This window comes from Bradyrhizobium sp. URHD0069, from assembly GCF_000701345.1.
Taxonomy (GTDB): Bacteria; Pseudomonadota; Alphaproteobacteria; order Rhizobiales; family Xanthobacteraceae; genus Bradyrhizobium.
In genome coordinates, this window is sequence record NZ_JNIJ01000036.1 from 1 (window position 1) to 19,000 (window position 19,000).

Annotated in this window: 17 protein-coding genes and 1 pseudogene; 8 read left to right on the plus strand and 10 right to left on the minus strand. The window is 60.3% G+C overall.

The window, feature by feature from the left end:
• The 3 genes and pseudogenes from N554_RS41505 to N554_RS0121325 all read right to left on the minus strand — a co-directional run.
• Positions 1 to 252, minus strand: a pseudogene (locus N554_RS41505) (IS30 family transposase); the annotation flags it as partial.
• A gap of 538 nt (positions 253 to 790) precedes the next feature.
• Positions 791 to 3,961: an efflux RND transporter permease subunit gene (locus N554_RS0121320; RefSeq protein ID WP_029585327.1), complete on the minus strand. Its 3,171-nt coding sequence runs from the start codon at positions 3,959 to 3,961 to the stop codon at positions 791 to 793.
• Complete coding sequence (locus N554_RS0121325) at positions 3,958 to 5,202, minus strand: efflux RND transporter periplasmic adaptor subunit (RefSeq protein ID WP_156042028.1); 1,245 nt, start codon at positions 5,200 to 5,202, stop codon at positions 3,958 to 3,960. Before N554_RS0121325 ends, N554_RS0121320 begins: the two co-directional genes overlap by 4 nt.
• A gap of 367 nt (positions 5,203 to 5,569) precedes the next feature.
• On the opposite strand from N554_RS0121325, the gene N554_RS0121330 reads away from it, so the two are divergent.
• On the plus strand, positions 5,570 to 5,962 hold the full coding sequence (locus N554_RS0121330; protein WP_029585329.1) for a VOC family protein: 393 nt from the start codon (positions 5,570 to 5,572) through the stop codon (positions 5,960 to 5,962).
• 41 nt (positions 5,963 to 6,003) lie between these two features.
• Positions 6,004 to 7,410: an adenylate/guanylate cyclase domain-containing protein gene (locus N554_RS0121335; RefSeq protein WP_029585330.1), complete on the plus strand. Its 1,407-nt coding sequence runs from the start codon at positions 6,004 to 6,006 to the stop codon at positions 7,408 to 7,410.
• Positions 7,411 to 7,658: 248 nt separating this feature from the next.
• Here the strand turns inward: N554_RS0121335 and N554_RS42740 are convergent, their stop codons facing one another.
• The 3 genes from N554_RS42740 to N554_RS0121350 form a co-directional block, all read right to left on the minus strand.
• Positions 7,659 to 7,790 carry a hypothetical protein gene (locus tag N554_RS42740; protein WP_256378751.1) on the minus strand — a complete coding sequence of 44 codons (132 nt, stop codon included), beginning with the start codon at positions 7,788 to 7,790 and terminating at the stop codon, positions 7,659 to 7,661.
• A gap of 316 nt (positions 7,791 to 8,106) precedes the next feature.
• Positions 8,107 to 8,616 carry a Cif family virulence factor gene (locus N554_RS0121345; protein WP_081851355.1) on the minus strand — a complete coding sequence of 170 codons (510 nt, stop codon included), beginning with the start codon at positions 8,614 to 8,616 and terminating at the stop codon, positions 8,107 to 8,109.
• Positions 8,617 to 8,936: 320 nt separating this feature from the next.
• Positions 8,937 to 10,196, minus strand: a complete 1,260-nt coding sequence (locus N554_RS0121350) for an MFS transporter (RefSeq protein WP_197033666.1) — start codon at positions 10,194 to 10,196, stop codon at positions 8,937 to 8,939.
• A 105-nt stretch (positions 10,197 to 10,301) separates the two neighbouring features.
• Between N554_RS0121350 and N554_RS0121355 the strand changes: the two genes are divergently transcribed.
• From N554_RS0121355 to N554_RS0121375, 4 genes are all read left to right on the plus strand, one after another.
• Positions 10,302 to 10,748: a winged helix-turn-helix transcriptional regulator gene (locus N554_RS0121355; RefSeq protein WP_029585333.1), complete on the plus strand. Its 447-nt coding sequence runs from the start codon at positions 10,302 to 10,304 to the stop codon at positions 10,746 to 10,748.
• 345 nt (positions 10,749 to 11,093) lie between these two features.
• Positions 11,094 to 11,738, plus strand: a complete 645-nt coding sequence (locus tag N554_RS0121365; RefSeq protein ID WP_156042029.1) for a hypothetical protein — start codon at positions 11,094 to 11,096, stop codon at positions 11,736 to 11,738.
• 79 nt (positions 11,739 to 11,817) lie between these two features.
• Positions 11,818 to 12,453 carry a DUF2971 domain-containing protein gene (locus N554_RS0121370; protein ID WP_051677621.1) on the plus strand — a complete coding sequence of 212 codons (636 nt, stop codon included), beginning with the start codon at positions 11,818 to 11,820 and terminating at the stop codon, positions 12,451 to 12,453.
• Between the two features lie 185 nt (positions 12,454 to 12,638).
• Positions 12,639 to 13,139, plus strand: coding sequence for a hypothetical protein (locus N554_RS0121375; RefSeq protein ID WP_029585336.1), 501 nt, complete (start codon positions 12,639 to 12,641; stop codon positions 13,137 to 13,139).
• A 417-nt stretch (positions 13,140 to 13,556) separates the two neighbouring features.
• On the opposite strand, the gene N554_RS0121380 is transcribed toward N554_RS0121375, so the two are convergent.
• A complete protein-coding gene (locus N554_RS0121380) occupies positions 13,557 to 14,525 on the minus strand; it encodes a hypothetical protein (protein WP_029585337.1) in 969 nt (322 codons plus the stop codon).
• A 159-nt stretch (positions 14,526 to 14,684) separates the two neighbouring features.
• Positions 14,685 to 16,280: a glutamine-hydrolyzing GMP synthase gene (gene guaA / locus N554_RS0121385; RefSeq protein ID WP_029585338.1), complete on the minus strand. Its 1,596-nt coding sequence runs from the start codon at positions 16,278 to 16,280 to the stop codon at positions 14,685 to 14,687.
• A 99-nt stretch (positions 16,281 to 16,379) separates the two neighbouring features.
• Here guaA and N554_RS0121390 point away from each other — a divergent pair, with 99 nt between their 5' ends.
• Both N554_RS0121390 and N554_RS0121395 read left to right on the plus strand, forming a co-directional pair.
• The gene (locus N554_RS0121390) at positions 16,380 to 16,610 is read left to right on the plus strand and encodes a hypothetical protein (protein ID WP_051677622.1); all 231 of its coding nucleotides are present in this window, start codon (positions 16,380 to 16,382) and stop codon (positions 16,608 to 16,610) included.
• On the plus strand, positions 16,607 to 16,939 hold the full coding sequence (locus N554_RS0121395) for a DHCW motif cupin fold protein (RefSeq protein ID WP_029585340.1): 333 nt from the start codon (positions 16,607 to 16,609) through the stop codon (positions 16,937 to 16,939). Before N554_RS0121390 ends, N554_RS0121395 begins: the two co-directional genes overlap by 4 nt.
• Positions 16,940 to 16,965: 26 nt before the next feature.
• Here the strand turns inward: N554_RS0121395 and N554_RS0121400 are convergent, their stop codons facing one another.
• A complete protein-coding gene (locus tag N554_RS0121400) occupies positions 16,966 to 18,261 on the minus strand; it encodes an RsmB/NOP family class I SAM-dependent RNA methyltransferase (RefSeq protein WP_029585341.1) in 1,296 nt (431 codons plus the stop codon).
• A gap of 34 nt (positions 18,262 to 18,295) precedes the next feature.
• Positions 18,296 to 18,715 carry an MAPEG family protein gene (locus tag N554_RS0121405; RefSeq protein WP_029585342.1) on the minus strand — a complete coding sequence of 140 codons (420 nt, stop codon included), beginning with the start codon at positions 18,713 to 18,715 and terminating at the stop codon, positions 18,296 to 18,298.
• Positions 18,716 to 19,000 lie beyond the last annotated feature (285 nt).

Genomic DNA, 19,000 nt, shown 5'->3' on the forward strand with positions numbered 1-19,000 from the left:
GATCGACCGCAACGAGCAGCGCATGCTGAGCCATCGAGAGATTTCCTCTCGTTCAGAAAGGCCGAGCGCCTGTTTGGCACGGTGCCGATCCGGAGGACGTATGCCACCGGTTGGCGAGATCACAGAGAAGACCGACGAGGACTCCCGGTCAAATCGGCGTCCGATCGAACTCATCGGCTCGCCGGCCTGCCAGCGATCCCAGATCTCAGACCGCTGAGCGGTCGAGTAATAAATGCGACGTCGCTGTTTCATGCCCACACTCCATCTTTGCTAAAAGATTAGAGTGTTGCGCTGACCAATTGAGCCCGCCGTGAAAAGCGGACATCGGAATTTCAGCTGCAGCGAGTCCACAACCAGTCGTTCACGGAGCGCGCCGACGCTGGGCGCGCGAGGCACCGCTGATGCATTTGGCTAGTCAGAAGGATAGCGGTGACGGTTATGAACAGTGCTTTTCGCATCAAGATCTCCAAGTTACGACTTGTGCAATCATCAAACTGAGCGCGAATGCTCCAAGCGCAATTAAATTGAGTGTTATACTCCGATGTCTTGGCAGATATCGCCGTGCGATTCCGCGATCAACGGAGATTCCGATCAGGTGCTCTCGTTGTGCGGAGTTTGCCTCGACTTGATCGCAAGTCGAATGGTGTTCCCAGTCAAAGATGCAGGACTACAGCCCGTCGAGGAGACGACAACCGGCACCATTGCTCCGCGCAATGGCGAGACAGGATTCATAGTATTCCTTCAGAGGCTCGCGTCGCGATGTTTGGCCACTCCATTTTCTCGCTAGCCATCAATGACCGGTTGTGGTCGTCGGCGCCCTGTCCGGCGGATGCGGGTCTTTACCAGAGCCGCCGAAGCGCGCTTTCACGCGCTCGCGCAACTTCTGGAACGTCACGTAAAGCATCGGCACAAGAAAGATGCCGATCGAACTCGCGGCCAGCATCCCGCCGAACACCGCGGTGCCAACGCCGCGCCGGCTGAGTTCCGCTGCACCGGTGGCAATGACCAGCGGCAGCAGACCGAGAATGAAGGCGATCGAGGTCATCATCACCGCACGGAATCGGGTCTGCGCGCCGAGGATCGCCGCCTCGTCGATCGTCATGCCGGCCTCGCGCCGCTCTTTGGCGAATTCGACGATCAGAATGCCGTTCTTGGCAGCCAGTGCGATCAGCACCACGAGCCCGATCTGACCATAGAGATCGAGATTCAGCCGGGCAATCTTGATACCGAGGTAAGATCCGAGCACGCCGACCACGACCGACAACAGCACGGGAATCGGAATCGCCCAGCTTTCATAAAGCCCGACCAGGAACAGGTAGGCGAACAGGGTCGCAAGCGCCAGAATGATCCCGGTCTGGCCGGACGCCTCGTGCTCCTGATAAGCGGTGCCGGTCCATTCAAAACTGTAGCCCGCCGGTAGCGTTGCGTTGGAGATCTCCGTCATGGCGGCGAGCGCCGTGCCCGAAGAGACGCCCGCCGCGGGGCTGCCGTTCACCGTGACCGAGCGGTAATTGTTGTAGCGGGTGATGACCTGGGGTCCGGTCACGATTTTGAGGCTGGCGATGGATCGCATCGGTACCATCTGGCCGGTGCTGTTGCGCACATAGATCTGCCAGATGTCCGAAATCTCGTCGCGATTGGCGGCCTCGCCCTGAACGTTGACTTGCCAGGTGCGGCCGTAGAGATTGAAGTTGTTGACGTAGATGCCGCCAAGCGTTGCCTGCAGCGCGGTGAAAACGTCGCTGATGTTGAGGCCGAGCACCTGCGCCTTGGCGCGGTCGATGTCGAGATAGAGCGACGGATTGGTGGCCGTGAAAGTCGAGAAAACGCGCGTGAGCCGCGGGTCGCGGTTGGCGGCGGCGATCAGCCCGCTGGTGACGCTGCCGATCGCGGCCGGGTCCTGTCCCTCCAGTGCCTCGAGCTGGTACTCGAACCCGCCGCTGGTCGAGAGCCCGATGATCGGCGGCAGGTTGAACGGCAGCACATTGGCTTGCCGGATCTGCGCGCCACCGCTGAACGTTTGTCGGATCAGTGCCTGCACCGAATCCGCCGCCGCCTTGCGATCCGCGAACGGCTTCAGCCGCGCCACCATGAATGCGTTGTTCGGTTCGGATGCTCCGTCGAGCAGGGAAAAGCCGATGATCGAGAGCGTGTGCTCGACCGCCGGCATTTGTTTCAGCAGGTCTTCAACTTGCTTGGTCACTTCACTGGTGCGCGCCACCGACGCGCCGTCCGGCAACTGCACCGAGATGAAGAAGGCGCCCTGATCTTCTTCCGGAAGGAACCCCGTCGGTGTTACAAGTGACACACCGAATACGCCGCCCGCGAACACCAGCACGAGCACGAGCGACAGCGCTGCCATTCGTACCAGCCGCCGCACGCCGCCGGCGTAGCGGTCGCGCACCCAGTCGATGCCGCCGAGCACGCGCCCCATGATGCCGCGCCGCGGCCCGGTGTGACGCAGGAACACCGCGCACAGCGCCGGCGACAAAGTCAGCGCATTCAAGGCCGAGATGATCATCGCCGCGCTGATCGTTACCGCGAATTGCCGGAACAGCGTGCCGGAAATTCCGGGAATGAAGGCAATCGGCACGAACACCGACAGCAGCACCAGCGTGATCGCGATGACCGGCGCGGTAATCTGGGTCATGGCCTTCTTGGTGGCTTCGGCCGGCGAAAGTTCCGGTTCCTCCTCCATCACGCGCTCGACGTTTTCGACCACGACGATGGCGTCATCGACCACGATGCCGATCGCGAGCACCATCGCCAGCAGCGATACCGTGTTGGCCGAATAGCCCAGCACCAGCAGCACGGCGAAGGCGCCGATCAAGCTCACCGGCACCGCAACCGCGGGGATGATGGTGGCGCGCAAATTGCCGAGGAACAGAAACACCACGATCACCACGAGGACGAAGGCTTCCCCGATCGTCTTCAGCACCTCCGCGATGGTGTCGCTCACAAAGGTGGTGGAATCGTACTGCACCAGATAGGTGAGGCCCTCCGGAAACCTCCCCGACAGCCTCTGCAACGTTGCCTGCACCGCCTTCGCCGTCGTCACGGCATTGGCGCCGGGCGAAAGATAAATGCCGATCGGCACCCCGGCGCGGCCGTCGATCCGCGATTCGCTGTCGAGATTCTGCGCGCCGATCTCGACGCGGGCGACGTCGCTGATCCGCAGCACCGAGCCATCCGGGTTCGCCCGCAGCACGATGTTCCCGAACTGCTCCGGGGTCGTCAGCCTGCCCTGTGTCTGCACGTTGAACTGGAACTGTTGCTGGTCACTGATCGGTCGCGCACCGATGCGACCGACCGGCGCCTGCACGCTCTGGGCGCTGACTGCGGCGATCACATCGGAGGGCGCGAGATTGAGGCTGGTGAGCCGCTGCGTATCGAACCAGATCCGCATCGAGTAATTCAATTTCGCGAACAGGCTGGCCTGGCCAACCCCCGGGGTTCGGGAAATCGCGTCGAGCACGTTGATAATGGCGTAGTTGGTGATGAACAACGGGTCCTGCTGGCCGTTCGCGCTGTAGAGCACGATGAACTGCAGGATCGCCGAAGATTTCTTCTGCACCACCAGACCCTGCCGCTGCACCTCGGGGGGTAGCTGCGACAGCGCGCTCTGAACGCGGTTGTTGACGTTGACGGTATTGATGTCGGGATTGGTACCGAGCGCGAACGAAACGGTGAGCGTGTAGCTGCCGTCGTTGCCGCTGGTCGACTTCATGTACAGCGCGCGATCGACCCCGACCACCTGCGCCTCAAGCGGCTGGGCAACGCTGGACTCGACCACTTCTGCGGAGGCGCCGGGGAACACACCGGTGACCGTGACCTGCGGCGGCACGATGTCGGGAAATTGCGCCACGGGAATCTGCAGCAGCGCGAGCGCGCCCGCGATGGTGATGACGAACGCAATCACGATCGCGAGACGGGGACGGTCGACGAAAACCGCGGAAATCATTGGCTCTTGCCCGCAGGCTTGATTCCGCTCCCGGCGCCGCTATCGGTGGGCGTGCCGCCGTCGGTTGCCACGGCCTTCATGCTGGACTGGATCAACTGGCTCGCCGGCCCCGGCGCGACCGGCTGGCCAGGACGCACCCGCTGCAGGCCCTCGACGATCACCTTGTCGCCGAGCGTGAGCCCGCTGAGGACTGCGGCGATTGTGGGGGTCGACTGTCCGAGCTGGATCCGGCGCTGCTCGGCGTTGTTGTCCGCGCCGACCGTGAAGACATAATCGCCCTGCTGGTCGGACAGCACGGCGGACCGCGGGACCGCCAGCACCTCGACCGGCTGCACACCCTCCAGCATTACCGTGACGAATTCGCCGTCGGTGAGTTCGCGCACCGCACCGCCTGTAGTGGAAGGATCATGCAGCGTTGGATTAGGGATTGCGCCGCGTACGGAGATGGTGTCGGTGCTTTGCTGGACGGTGTTGTCGACGAAGTTCATGTGGCCGGTCTGGCCATAAAGGCGACCATTGGGCAGGCGGACCTTGATCACCACCGCGTTGAAGCCGCCCCGCGTCGCATAACGATCGCGCAACTCCAGCGCCGCGCGCACCGAGACCGGGAAGAGGACGTACATCGGGTCCTGGCTGACGATCGTGGTAAGTACCCCCGAACTGGGACTGACGACGTTGCCCTCGGTCACCGCGGTGCGGCCGATCTTGCCGTCGATCGGCGAACGGATATCGGTATAGTCGAGATTGATCTGCGAGAATTTCACCTGCGCCTGGGCGGCCTGAACCTGGGCTTCCAGGCTGCGCTGGTTGGCGAACGCGGCGTCATAGGTCGATTGTTGACCGGCTGGCCCACCGAGCAGCGTCCGCGCCCGATCGGTCGTCAATTTGGCGTTTTCGAGCGTCGCCTGCAACTGCGCCACAACCGCCTGCTTCGACGCAAGATCGGCCTCGAACGGGGCGCGCTCAAGACGATAGAGTTCATCTCCCGTCTTGATCTCGGCGCCTTCTTCGAACAGCCGCTTCTCCAGGAACGCGGTGACGCGCGCGACCACGTTGACCCGGTTGACCGCCTCTATCCTTCCGAGAAACTCGCTGGTTTCGATAATCGGTCGCTTGATCGCTTCGACGACTCCCACCGCTGGGGGCCCACTTGCGGCTGGCTGCGCCCTGGTTGCCGCGGTCGCTCCGAGCACGACGGCACCCGCAGTCAGCAGGTTGATGGGCACTCTTGGAAGGTGCATCTCGCGCGCCCTCACCATGACCAGAGAAATGTGTTTAACATAATTCGGGTGAACAGATCACCGACATTGATCAATCTGTCGTGCGGAACAATTCTGACATCGCGGGACTCTTCACTCTTCTACGAGCCCCACATACCGGCGCTCGAGCGCCGTTCGAGCGCGGCACGATCGCTCATGTGGCGACATCGTGGCGCTGAGCCCATCACATCCGTTCACAACCTTCGACAAATGGCGTTTGATCGGGGGGATAGACGACGACTAAAATGTTGTCCGAACTATCGAGACGTTCTTTGGAGGCAACGACCGAATAACCGGAAAGATGAGCGACGGAGCGGGAAAAGCTCCGATTGCTTTCGGGAGAAGCGACATGGCCATCCATTTCAACCACACGATCTTGTCGGCTCACGACAGCAAGGCCTCGGCGATATTCCTGGCCGAGATCTTGAATCTTCCGGCCCCGAGGCGCTGGGGACCATTTCAGGTGGTCGTCACCGAAAACGGGGCCAATCTCGATTACATGGACACCGATGGCGAAATCACGCCGCAGCATTACGCGTTCCTGATTAGCGAAGCCGAATTCGACGAGATTTTCGGCCGGATTCGGGATCGAAAGCTTTCCTACTGGGCCGATCCCGGGCGGAGGCAGCCAGGTGAGATCAATCACCACGACGGCGGACGCGGTGTCTACTTCGAAGATCCGAACGGCCACCTGCTTGAAATCATCACCCGCCCGTACGGCAGCGGCGGATGGAATCCATGAGCCGGGTTTCCGCTTTGCCTTCTTTGGTGTAGCATTGTCGCATGAACGACGCGCAGCCTTTGTTTGTGGCCCTGCGTCAGTCGGCCGACGACGACGTGGTGGACATGTTCGAACGCATGGTGCGGGATGCCCCGGATCATGCCTTGAACAAGATGAACGCGCTTGATCTCGCGGCCAGGGAAGGCATCGACGAGGAGCGAGTCATCGCGGCGCTCCTGAATGCGGTGGGCCTCGGCATTTTCGAGATGACATGGAACGTCATGTGCCCAAGTTGCGCCGGTATTCTTTCCGCCAATAAAAGCCTGAAGACCCTGGATCGGGCGCAGTATCGTTGCGCTTTTTGCGCCGCGGGCTATGAGACGACGCTCGACAACCTGGTCGAGGTGACCTTCACGGTGACCCCGCGCGTGCGGAAGATTGCCGCCCACAGTCCCGACGAATTGTCCGCGGCCGAATACTATCGCCAGATCTTCTGGAGTTCGGCCATCGATCTTCCAGCCGATCTGGAGAAGCTGCTACAGGAGGTCACGCTCGACAGCGTCGACTTGCCGCAAGGGGAAAGAGCCATCCTCTCCTTGCAATTGCCGAAGGGCACGTTGATCGTGTTCGATCCCGTGACGCATGCGGCCCAGTTTCTTGATGTCAGCGGCGAGGTAGCGAGCGAGCGCCAGAACCTGACCGTGATCTTCAACAAGGTCCAGGTTCCGGTCGACACCGTTGCCTTGCGCCCCGGGCCGCTGCGCCTGGCTTTGGAAAACCGCATCGAGAGTCGCGTGTTGCCGGCTGTATGGGTGGCGAACCAGGCGCTGGACGACCTCCTGAAGCGACGCAAGCCCATTCTCACTGCAAAGCGCCTCCTCACCAATCAGACCTTCCGCGACATCTACCGGACCGAAACGCTTGCCATCGGCCAGCGCCTCAAGATCCTGAGCCTGACTTTCCTGTTCAGTGATCTCAAGGACTCCACGGGGCTCTATGAGCGCGTCGGTGACCTCGTCGCCTTCGATCTCGTCAACGAGCATTTCAGGCTGCTGCAGGAGATTATCGCGTCCGAAAGGGGGGCCGTCGTGAAGACTATTGGCGATGCCGTGATGGCGACCTTCGAGACGCCTGACCGCGCCATTGCCGCTGCGATCCGCATGCGCGAGGCGATGAGCGATCTTGGCGCCGAGCGTCAGCATCAGAGCCTGCGCCTGAAGATGGGCATCCATGAAGGATCATGCCTCGCGGTCACACTCAATGCCCAGCAGGACTATTTTGGCCAGACTGTGAACGTCGCCTCGCGCGTCCAGGGCCTCGCTGCCTCACGCTCGATCGTGGTGACGGAATCGGTGGTGGAGAATGCGCATGCCCGGGCCCTGCTTGAGACCAACGGGCTAAAGCCAACGCTCAGACGCGTGGCGTTGAGCGGCATCGCGGACAAGGTGTCGGTCTACGAGATCTCCTGAGCACAGTGGTAGTCGGGGGAAGCGCTCGCTCATATACTTTCTTTTCGCGCATGAGGGTATGGGTCCGCATTCTCGCGGCATGAGAGCCCGAGGTTTGCTGTAACTTTTCACCCTCTCGGTAGATCGAGGGCGCAGGGAAAGCCGGGTGCGCGCTGCACCCGCGGTCTCGCGTGCAAATGGACTTAAGAAATGCGCACACGAGCATACAGGTTCAGCGGAAGCAATCCGGCCTTCCCTGCGCAATGGTTTTACGGCTTACTTCGCGCTCTCCCCGGTGAGCCGAGCTCTTTTGCCACCGTCACTTCGCAGATCATCTCCGCAAAGCTTAGCGCCAGCGTCGGGCGCCAGGACCACACGACTTCGCCGTCCGCGTCAGCCACGTTCGTCTTCGTGACTTTCGCGTCCACCGCATCCCACCGCAACGTTCCTGACGATCGCGAGCCGCCCCTCTCTCGGGTGAGACGCGCGGAGTTAAAGCAGTGATTTGCCCGACGTGTTAAGCGGAATATTTTTGTGGGAGGGGATGGACAAGAATTGGGTGATTTGCCCGACGGGTTGTTATGTCGCGGCGCGGTGCCGTAATTGTGCTTGAGCGCGAAGCGAAGCAGAACTCGTAGGGCGGATTAGCCAAAGGCGTAATCCGCCGCCTCTCACCGGCAAGACGGCGGATTACGCTACGCTAATCCGCCCTACGGGCTATTTCAATTGCGTGTTGGCGATCGGCATGATCGACGCAACGTGCCAGCCGTTCGCGTCGTGAACGAATGTCTGGCTGATCAGAAACTTGTTGCCCTGCGACGGCTGGCCCGGCAGGCCTCGCGTGAAAACGATGGGAACGAGAATCTGCATCACATCGTTCGCGATCGCGGTGGCATGAAATTGCGACATGTCGGGTTCGAGATGCCACGTGCCTTCGTAGTATTCCCTGAAGCGATCGGCAACAGCTTCGCGCCCCCTGGTCTCGACGCCTCGCCCGTACCAAAGCATGCCGGGTGAATCCCAGAGCATGGCCTTCACGCTGCCCACGTCATGCGCATTTTGCGCGGCAACGAATTTGGTGAAGAACGCGCGCGCCTCGGTTTCGTCCGCGGCGGCGGATCCATGACCGCCCAGCACGACCGTCACGATGATGGCGAGAACCGCAGTCACGACCGGACTTCGCGCAGATCGTTCTGCCTGACGCAAAGTCGAGGGCTGACTATCCATGGCAACGCTCCTATGAATGATACTCATCATGAGATCATATTCATCATCCGTATAATCAATCGATTTTTGGGCGCGCACGTGAAAGTGAGCAGGAGTCGGTCGCTGAGCACCGGAAACGAATGTGATTTTCCCGCCGGGTGGATTGGGACAACGTGTTGGTCCCACCCTTGACAAGCGGCACATCGAACAGACTAGCATTGAGAATGGCGGGACTCCGAACGACAAGCAAGATCAGAGCCCGCGGACCCGATATCAGCGGGGACCCATTCCCTTCGACCGTCGTTTCCCGAAGCGGCTGGGGGATCATCATGCGCTGCTGTCTACGTCGCGACGAGCATGTCTCGCCGGGTCGCCGCCCAGAATACCATCGCCGACAGGCTGACCGCGGCCCCAAGCAAGCAGACACCTTGCCAGCCTGCATGGGCGTAGGCAGCCGTCGTGCTGATCGCACCCAGTCCGCTGCCTACCGCGTAGAACAGCATGTACAGGCCAACCAGTCGGCTATGCGCCTCCGGCCGGGTGCGGAAGATCATGCTCTGATTGGTGACATGAAGGGCCTGGCCGCCGAGGTCGAGCAGGACAATCCCGATCACCAGCGCCCAGAGCGACCACGCCATCAGCGATAGCGGCCACCAGGCCAGCAACAGCAGCATGAGTGCGGCCGCACTGGTTCGCTGGCCAAATCCCCGGTCGGCCCATTGCCCCGCGCGCGCGGCGGCGAGCGCGCCCGCGACACCCACCAGCCCGAAGGCGCCGATGACGGTGTGGGAGAATTCATAAGGCGGCGCCCGCAACGGCAATACCAGGGCGCTCCAGAAGATGCTGAAGGTCGCGAACATCAGGAGTGCGAGCATGCCGCGGATTTGCAGCACCCGTTCTTCCCGCAGCAAGGTAAACATGGAAGCGATCAGACGTGGATAGCTCGTCGCGCCGGGGGCGGGTACCAGCGCCGGCAGGCGGCGCCACAGCGGCCATGCGAGCGTCAGCATCAGCACGGCAGCGCAGAAATATACCCCGCGCCATCCGGCGAGGTCGCTGATGCCGCCCGCGAAGACACGGGCCATCAGCAGGCCGATGAACACGCCACTCTGGGCCGCGCCCACGACGCGGCCCTGCTCGTGGGGTGCGGCGGCACTGGCCGCGTAGGCGATCAGCCCCTGCGTCATCGCGGTGCCCAGCATACCAACGCCGAGCATGCCTGCCAGCAGCATCGATGCGGATTGCGCGCAGCCGACCACAGCGAGCGCGGCTACTAGCGCCAGCAATTGCACGGCCATCAGCCGGCGACGATCCACAAGATCGCCCAGCGGCACCAAAAGCAGCAAGGCAAATGCGCAACCGACTTGCGTGGCTGTGATGACACCTCCGACTACCGCATGGCTGATATTGAAATCCAGCGCCAACGCATCCAGCAGTGGCTGTGCGTAATAGACATTTGCGACGCTCAGGGTACAGGCGGCCGCGAACAATAAGACGAGACTGCGAGGCATATCGCCTCGACGTACCGGGACATCATCTTGAGCATCGTCCTGGGCTTCGTATCGGCGCAGCACCGCCTTCAAGCTGGGAGAGGTCGTCATCGCCGGGGCCCGTCCTATGTAGTTGCAAAATAAACCACTTGAACAGTTGGGCATGTAGTTTTAAATTGCAACCACTAAATGGACCTTCAGGTCTGAGGAGATGCGATGGCCGGTCACAAATCGATGAACGACGAATCCTGTCCCGTCGCGCGCTCCGTCGATATCGTCGGCGATCGGTGGTCGCTGCTGATTGTACGGGATGCCTTCGATGGCATGAGCCGCTTCGGCGACTTCCAGCGCAGCCTCGGCATGGCCCGCAACATCCTGTCGGACCGCCTGCACAGGCTGGTGGAGGCAGGCATCCTGGAAACCCGGGCCGCCTCGGATGGCAGCGCCTATCAGGAATACGTGCTGACGGCCAAGGGAGAGAGCCTTTTCACCGTCGTGCTGGCCCTGCGGCAATGGGGCGAAGCCCATTTGTTCGCGCGTGGGGAACGCCATTCCCAGCTGATCGACAAGCGAACGGGCAAACCCATCCCGTTGATGGCGCCCAAGGCCAGCGACGGCAGGGGGTTGCAACACGCGAATACGGAAGTGCGGAAGGTGTCGTAGGCATAGGTGTAGGCGACAACGCATAGGGCTGGGGTAGCAGCGGAAGCGCAGCCCGCCATCAGGAATTCAACGCGAGAAGATATGTGGCGGATTACGCCTCCGGCTGATCCACCCTACGGGTTGTTCCGCTCCACGGCCTGCATCAAAGGTGCGAACACAACATGCGCGCAGACGTCAAACAGGGGATATCTCATGCTCTCGGCTTCGCTTAATCAACCATAAGTGTCAATATCGGTAAAACTTCGATCTCAATAGGCCCAGAACCACATGGGAACCGAGACAGGGAGCGCACCAAGGACAAAGAGACGGCTCCGGGACGCGCCCAAGCCGGTGATCGAAAGATGGATGCGCATCAGGGGAATAAGGTGGGCACACACTATTTCCCGCGCGTACATGCGTCTAAAATTGCGAATATCAGAACGTGCGCGTCGGAAGGCTCTTGAGCAAACGTTCGAAACGATCAAGTACTACGCAATCAAAAATGAGAATGGAAGGTTTCGTGGCACTTTGCTCATTGCGGATAGGGACATTCAAGCAGTCAAGATTGACGCATTAACGCATCCTAACGAATGGAATCGCAAGCTCAGCGCTCGCATTGTCCTTCTCACGGTATACGAGTGGGACGCCGATAAGGTAACCGGGCGAACTCTTAGGGACGCCCTGGACTTGATGATGATTCCAGATGAGCTGAAATCCCAAGCGATCGCAGTACTGCGAAATCTAAGGCTTGTTCAGCGCAAGGTGACAAAGAATTTCAGCTTTATTCGAAATGCCACTATTGCTCATAGGGATCCGAATGCATTGGCACAATATCGCGCCATCAGAGATCTAAATACCGATGAGGTCATGGCAATCGCGGTAGAGTTTTTTGCCGCAGTCGAGCAATTCGTAGGGGTTCTCACCCAAGTTATGCTAGCTGGAAACTCACTGCAATCTTATGCCCGGCAGTGGGTCGAGAGTGAAGGCAATAGCACCGCGTCCGAGCATTGATTTACCATCCGCGCCATCACGGTAACAGTTCGCCTGAGTGCGACCGTAGGCCCCGTCAACCGGAACCCGGAACCAGGGCATGAAACTCTACAAATACAAATCGCTCGCTAACCTCTGGCATGTCCTCGACCCTGTCCTAAACCAGCGCCTGCACTGCGCGCACTGGTCGACTCTAAACGATCCTCTTGAGGGCAGATTCGAGGTCTATCTGGGAAGCAAGAGCCACGGGCTCGAGTCCAGCATGGTCAACCGCATCGAGCAGGCGCGGGACGGATTCCGAATTGCATCCCTCTCGGCGACCCCTACAAACTTCCTGTTGTGGTCGCATTATGCCGATGGCCACAAGGGTGTTGCGATCGAGGTCGACATTCCGGACGGCCACCCTGATCTTACAGAAGTAGTCTACTCGCCGTTCTCGTCTGTTTTCTCGGAAAAGGAGCAAACTCGGGAAGACATGAGACACCTGTTCAATGGAAAGGGCGAGGAGTGGGCTTATGAGGAGGAGTACCGGATCATCACTGACCGTCAGTACTTCGATTTGCCGTCAAAGCCCTGCCGCCTCCTGCTAGGTCCGATGGTCCGGCAGGAGCAGTCTTCCCTGCTTAGAAAGGCGTTATCCGATAAAATAGAGATTGTGGCGATGGATCTCGACCGGATGCAGGGTACGCTCTACGTCGTCGGGCCGACCCCGTCGCTCCAACCGGCTAGTCCGTAGGACGAGTTAGAGAATGCGTAAGCCGCCATTGCAAGCACAAATCGGTGACGTGGTAGACGCCTCCGGCTAATCCACCTTGCGAGTTAGATCTTGACAGCGCGACTAGCACGAGAGCTTTTATGCAAACGGTGAGACCATGCATCCCATCGCCTTAGTAGACGTGCAAGCAGTGCAGGAGATGCGTCGTGGATGTTTGGCCTCAGATCGTGTTCGGCGGGGTTGTCGCCGGTATAATTGCACAAGTCATTAGCGGGCGAATTTCTCGTTCAGTTAAGGTCTCCGAGTTTCGCCAGAAGTGGATCGACGCTCTGCGTGAAGATGTCGCCGCCTATATTGGCGCCGCGCATAAATGGGTCCGAAAATACGAAGAAATCAACAACATCATCTCGATGGAGGAAAGAGATCAGAAGGATCGCGACGAACTGTTGCCGGTTCAAAATGACGCCTTAGTAACCTTGTCGAGAATCAAGCTACGAATTAACCCGAATAAAAACCGCTACAAAAATGAAGACGACGCGTTTCTGCTGGCGCTCGAGAAGCTGATTGATCCGAATAAGCTCCCGCCAATTGATCCTGCAACAATTGAGGTGAGTTGGCGTAAAGCGGCAGAAGAGGCGATCGAGTTGACGAGAAGAATACTAAAAAGAGAGTGGGAAGTTACGAAGCAGCCTGGCCAATGGCTCTGACATTAACCGGCGAGGAACATTAGGTGCTCACGATACGAAAGCTCGGACTAGGATTCTTGTACATCGTTGCCGTGGCTTATTTCGGCAGTGCTGGCAGCTTTTCTTGCGGCTTATCGAGCTAACATAGATTGGTTGATCGTCCTCGGTGCGTTCTGGCTCGGTGCTTTCCTGGGAACTTTGCTGGGCTTCTACATTCACGAGGCTGAAGAATGGGGACCGCGCGCCTTGGCGGCTTCGATTTGGGTCGTGGCCGGCAGTAGCGCCCTAGTTCTTTTGCAGTTCCTCAGTCCGAGTACCGGAGTACGGGAGGTATGGTTTTATCCGATTTGGAATTGTCGGCGGATTTATCGTTGGTACGATTTGGGAATATGTAGATCCACCGGTCTCCGGATAGTCTGATTTTCCAAGATAAGTCGACTATACCTCGATCATCAAGACATCCGCCTGCCCGGGAAAGCTAAAGCGCTCGGTTTCGTCCAACAGGTCGTTGATCGTCACGAACGCGTAGTCCAGAAGCATCAACGCCTCTGAAGGCGATAATGCTTTTTCGGTGATCAAGTTCATTGGGGTGGCGTGAAGCAGCTTGCTGGTGTAGCTGTAGAGGAAGTCGTACTGGGCTTTCATGCCGACCTCACGGGCACGGTCACTCCAGTTCCAGCGAGATTTTGCGCGTGTCAACATTGCGGGGGTCAGAAGGGTGTTCTTTACTCCCTCATAGCGAGCAAGATGCGTCTCGATCTCGGTAAGCGTCGCGCGATGCCGCGGTATCACCTCTTCGCGCAACAGGTGGCATTGATAGGCGTAACTGTTGAACTGTGCAGCGGCGGCATAGAGCGCGAAGTTTCGGCGAACGCGCATGTCCAACTCACTCGTGAGCGCCCGGTGAGTCTCCCCTGCTCTTTGAACCTCCGCTTCGCTCGGATCTTCTGCCTCCATTACGGAGGCGAAAGCAGTATCGAGATTATCGCCGTCCAGCTTGTCGTATTCCTCGAATAGCGCGATCTCGCCCTCTACCTTGGCGATCATGTTCCCCGTGTTCTGCTTTTGCTGAATTAAGAGCTGCTCATAGAACACGAGCCCGTACTGCGGGTCGCGATTGAACAGCCGGAGCCAGACAAGATTCTCGAAGAGGTTGCGTGCAATCGCAAGCAGCTCGAACGTCTCGTACTCGCCATCTCGTGTGAGCAGCCCTTTGAGCTTGTCGAGGGTACCGATTTGCGCTCGTAAGATCCAGATAAGAGGCGAGTGCTGATGGTCAAGTTTGCTGGCGAAGGTAGCGGTGAGAAAAAATAGTTTGCCTTTCACCCTACCACGGATCACGGGCTCGCGCTCCGCAACTAGGCCCCGGATTTCTTTCAAGAGCTGCTCTGAGGTTCTCAAGAGCATTCAGCTCTACCCCTTCATTGTAGCCGGAACGAGGTCTGGCGAGCGCGAACCGCGCCTTGTCAGCTGTATGCCGGAGATGGCGCGAGAGCGAATACACGATACCATGCGAGGTAGAAACTTAATCAGAAAGCCACAAGCACCGGCAAAGACTGCGCTCCCCTACTCCCACTCAATCGTCCCCGGCGGCTTGCTCGTCACGTCATACACCACCCGGTTAACGCCCTTCACCTCGTTGATGATCCGCGTCGCGGTCTCGCCCAAAAACTTCATGTCGAACGCATAAAAATCCGCGGTCATGCCGTCGGTCGAAGTCACGGCGCGCAGGCCGACGACATATTCGTAGGTGCGCCCGTCGCCCATCACGCCGACGGTCTTCACCGGCAGCAGCACGGCGAAGGCCTGCCAGATCTTGTCGTACAGGCCGGCCTTGCGGATCTGATCGATATAGACGGCGTCGGCGTTGCGAAGGATCTCGAGTTTTTCCGGCGTGATCTCGCCGGGGCAGCGGATCGCAAGGCCGGGCCCGGGGAATGGATGCCGGCCGACAAAGATTTCGGGCAGGCCGAGTTCGCGGCCCAATACGCGCACTTCGTCCTTGAACAATTCGCGCAAGGGTTCGACCAGCTTCATGTTCATGCGCGCGGGCAGACCGCCGACATTGTGGTGCGATTTTATCGTCACCGACGGGCCGCCGGTGAAAGAGACGCTTTCGATCACGTCGGGATAAAGGGTGCCCTGCGCCAGGAATTCGGCGCCGCCAATTTTCTTCGCTTCCGCGTCGAACACATCGATGAACAGGCGGCCGATGGCCTTGCGCTTCTGTTCGGGGTCGCTGACGCCGGCCAGCTCGCCGAGGAATTGTTTCGAAGCATCAACATGTACCAGCGGGATGTTGTAGTGGTGACGAAACAGGTCGACCACCGTCTCGGCTTCATTAAGCCGCAGCAACCCGTGATCGACGAACACGCAGGTGAGCTGATCGCCGATCGCCTCGTGGATCAGCACCGCGGCGACGGCGGAATCGACGCCGCCGGACAAGCCGCAGATCACCTTGCCCTTGCCGACCTGCTTGCGGATTTTCTCGATCGCTTCCTCGCGGAACGCGCGCATGGTCCAGTCGCCGGTTAATCCAGCGACCTTGCGCACGAAATTGCGGAGCAGTTTCGCGCCGTCGGGCGTATGCACCACCTCAGGGTGGAACATCAGCCCGTAATATTTTCGCTTCTCGTCCTGAATCACGGCGAACGGCGCATTGGCTGACACGCCCGCGACGGCAAAGCCCGGCGGCATTTTTGTGATGCGGTCGCCGTGGCTCATCCAGACCGGATGCCGCTCGCCCATGCCCCAGGTGGAATCGAACAGCGCGCTTGCGGCCTTGACCTCGACGTCGGCGCGGCCGAACTCGCGGTGATGCCCGCCCTCGACGCTGCCGCCGAGCTGGGCGGCCATGGTCATCTGGCCATAGCAGATGCCGAGCACGGGAACGCCGGAATCGAAGATCGCCTGCGGCGCGCGCGGCGAGCCCTCTTCGTGCACCGATTCCGGCCCGCCGGAGAGGATCACCGCCTTCGGCTTCATCTCGGCAAAGGCCGCTTCCGCCTTCTGGAACGGCACGATTTCGGAGTAGACGCCCTCCTCCCGCACCCGGCGCGCAATCAGTTGCGTCACCTGGCTGCCGAAATCGACGATCAGAATCTTGTCATGCGCCGAGGCCACCGAAGGCGTCGACTCGCGGGCTGGCTGGGCTGCTGTCATGGGAAGCAATTACGCGACGGGGCGCGGGCTCGCAACCGCACAAACGACTGGCCCACATTCTTCTGATTGGGATCGACAAGCTCCTGTAGGTCAGTATTATTGACCCAATTTGCGCGGCAAAACCGGCTTCAAACCTATTGGGGCAAGGCGCTCCAGTTGCTGCCCGATCTGCACTTCGAGCTGATCGATCTTTTCGTCAGCCCCGGCAGCATCGTTGTGTTCTACAAGAACGACCGCGGCGCCAAGGTTTGCGAATATCTGAGGCTCGATGCGCAAGGCAAGATCATGGTGCTTAAACCCATCATTGCACAACGTAGGGCTTCCCCATGAAGATTCCAGCCTTGCCCTTTACCGTCACAGACTGGAGCAAAGTTCCTGCCACGGCGCATCCGGGCGAAACGGGTCAGGCGCTCTGGCGCACCCTGAATATCGGCGATCTGCGTGTCCGGATGGTCGAGTACACGTCCGGCTACCTCGCCGATCACTGGTGCGACCGAGGTCATGTGCTCTACGTGCTGCAGGGCGAACTCGAGACCGAATTGCGCGACGGCCGCTCATTCACATTGCTGCCGGGCATGAGCTACCAAGTGTCGGACTTCGGCGACGCGCCACATCGGTCATCGACGAAGACCGGTGCGAAGATCTTCATCGTCGATTGACGGAGCCTGTCAGATGAGCCGCCAATTCAGCGGCGCAGGATGGACACGAAAAACCCATCGGTTCCGGTACGGCGCGGCGTCATCAGCCAGCCCTCCGGGGATTGCAGCGCGGCTGCGGCAAAATTCTCGGCCTTGTCCCACAGCACTGCCGCGGTCTGCGATGGCGGCACCACGGCAAATTCGGGATGGCGCGCGACGAACGCGCGGACTTGCTCGCCGTTCTCCGGTGGCAGCACCGAGCAGGTGATATAGACGATCCGCCCGCCCGGCTTGACCAGGGCTGCGGCACGATCCAGTACCGCCACCTGATCCTTCAGCCGCACCTCGAGCGCGCCGGGGCGCATCCGCCATTTGGCGTCCGGATTGCGCCGCCATGTACCGGTTCCCGTGCAGGGCGCATCGATCAACACCAGATCGGCCGTGGCATGGATATCAGCCAGCGTATCGTCCGGCCCCTTGGGCGTGCGCACGTCACAATTGTGCACGCCGGCGCGGGACAGCCGCTCGTAGATCGGCGCGAGCTGCCGCTTGTCGTGGTCGGTGGCGATCAGCCGGCCCTTGCCCTGCATCATCGCCGCCAGCGCCAGCGTCTTGCCGCCGGCGCCGGCGCAGAGATCGATCACCTGCTCGCCGGGTTTCGCCGCCGATAGCAGCGCCGCAAGCTGCGAGCCTTCGTCCTGCACCTCGATGGCGCCCTTGATGAAATCCTCCTCGGCATGAATGCCGGGATTGCGGGCGTCGGCGCCGAGCTCGATGCGCAGGCCAATCGGCGACCACGGCGTCGGCTGCGCGCCGAGATGGGCGAGCGAGGCCAGCATCTTCTCGCGTTTGGCTTTCAAGGTGTTGACGCGCAGATCGAGCGGCGCCCGGCTTGCCATGGCGGTCGCCTCCGCGACCCGGTCGTCGCCGAACACCTGCGCCAGATATCCGTCCAGCCATTCCGGGTAATCGCCGGCGATGTGGGAAGGAGCCTCGTCAAGGATTCGCGAGGTGAGCGCGGCACGCTCGCGGTCGGTCAGCGGCGCGGGCGCAAAACGGCCGCCATTACATAAAGCGTCGATGGCATCGACATTCATCCCGCGCTCGAGCTTCATCATGCCCAGCACGCGCGCACGCGGCGTATCGTCATCCATGATCCACGCGCTCGAAGCGCGCCGGCGCAGCACATCCCAGACCAGGCCGGAGATCGCGGCGCGATCGCCGGAGCCGGCATAGCGATGCGCGGTGCCCCACTCTTTCAGCGCCTTCGACGCGGGGACGCGTTGGGTGTCGATAGTGTCGATCAGTTCGATGGACGCGGAGAGCCGGGCAGCGGGAGTCATTCAAAGCTTTCGGTTTGAGAACGGGAGGCGCGGGCTAGATCAGCAGGATCCTCAGTGCGAAATAGAGCCACATGGCGAACAGCACCAGTACCCCGGCGAACCATGCCAGCGAACGCTGCCGGACGTCGTTTGAAGTCACGAAGATTCCGGCATGGGCGAAGCGGGTGACCACGAACACCCATGAGAGCAGCACGATCACGAGGTCTGCATGGCGAAGCGGCAGCGCCAGCGCGATCAGGCTGTAGAACAGCAGCGGCAGCTCGAACTGGTTTCTGAAGCAATTGCCGATCTGGGTGGCCCGGTCCGGCCAGTTCTGCTGACCCAGGGCGATATCCTTGATCCTGGTTTCCCGGCTGATGAGCGCGCGGGTACGCGCCGACGCCATCCACAACAGCAGGGCGAAGGTCAGCCCCACCAGAACGAAAACCGGCAACAAAACTGTTTGAACCGACATAGGAATTCTCCCCCGGATGAGCCCGAGGGCCCGCTATAGCGACCGCGCTTCCCCCTGACAATCAATCCGCCACGGCCGGGTTGAACCACAATCACCGCTCCGGCCACTAACTAACAACACTTTCAGTCATTTCCGTCCGTCATACCGGCCACCGGGTCTCGCCTTTGGCGAGCCCAATGACAGGCTCCAGCGGGTATCAGGTCGCCGCGGCTTCTCGATGCTTTCGTTTGTGCTCTGGAATATTGGATCATCCGCTTTCGCGGATGATGACGGCCGTGGCCGTGT

Bases quoted from the DNA above. Each gene is read 5' to 3' on its own strand.
- N554_RS0121320 (WP_029585327.1), bottom strand. From the start codon at position 3,961: ATGATTTCCGCGGTTTTCGTCGACCGTCCCCGTCTCGCGATCGTGATT.
- N554_RS0121325 (WP_156042028.1), bottom strand. From the start codon at position 5,202: ATGCACCTTCCAAGAGTGCCCATCAACCTGCTGACTGCGGGTGCCGTC.
- N554_RS0121330 (WP_029585329.1), top strand. From the start codon at position 5,570: ATGGCCATCCATTTCAACCACACGATCTTGTCGGCTCACGACAGCAAG.
- N554_RS0121335 (WP_029585330.1), top strand. From the start codon at position 6,004: ATGAACGACGCGCAGCCTTTGTTTGTGGCCCTGCGTCAGTCGGCCGAC.
- N554_RS0121345 (WP_081851355.1), bottom strand. From the start codon at position 8,616: ATGGATAGTCAGCCCTCGACTTTGCGTCAGGCAGAACGATCTGCGCGA.
- N554_RS0121350 (WP_197033666.1), bottom strand. From the start codon at position 10,196: ATGACGACCTCTCCCAGCTTGAAGGCGGTGCTGCGCCGATACGAAGCC.
- N554_RS0121355 (WP_029585333.1), top strand. From the start codon at position 10,302: ATGGCCGGTCACAAATCGATGAACGACGAATCCTGTCCCGTCGCGCGC.
- N554_RS0121365 (WP_156042029.1), top strand. From the start codon at position 11,094: ATGCGCATCAGGGGAATAAGGTGGGCACACACTATTTCCCGCGCGTAC.
- N554_RS0121370 (WP_051677621.1), top strand. From the start codon at position 11,818: ATGAAACTCTACAAATACAAATCGCTCGCTAACCTCTGGCATGTCCTC.
- N554_RS0121380 (WP_029585337.1), bottom strand. From the start codon at position 14,525: ATGCTCTTGAGAACCTCAGAGCAGCTCTTGAAAGAAATCCGGGGCCTA.
- guaA (WP_029585338.1), bottom strand. From the start codon at position 16,280: ATGACAGCAGCCCAGCCAGCCCGCGAGTCGACGCCTTCGGTGGCCTCG.
- N554_RS0121395 (WP_029585340.1), top strand. From the start codon at position 16,607: ATGAAGATTCCAGCCTTGCCCTTTACCGTCACAGACTGGAGCAAAGTT.
- N554_RS0121400 (WP_029585341.1), bottom strand. From the start codon at position 18,261: ATGACTCCCGCTGCCCGGCTCTCCGCGTCCATCGAACTGATCGACACT.
- N554_RS0121405 (WP_029585342.1), bottom strand. From the start codon at position 18,715: ATGTCGGTTCAAACAGTTTTGTTGCCGGTTTTCGTTCTGGTGGGGCTG.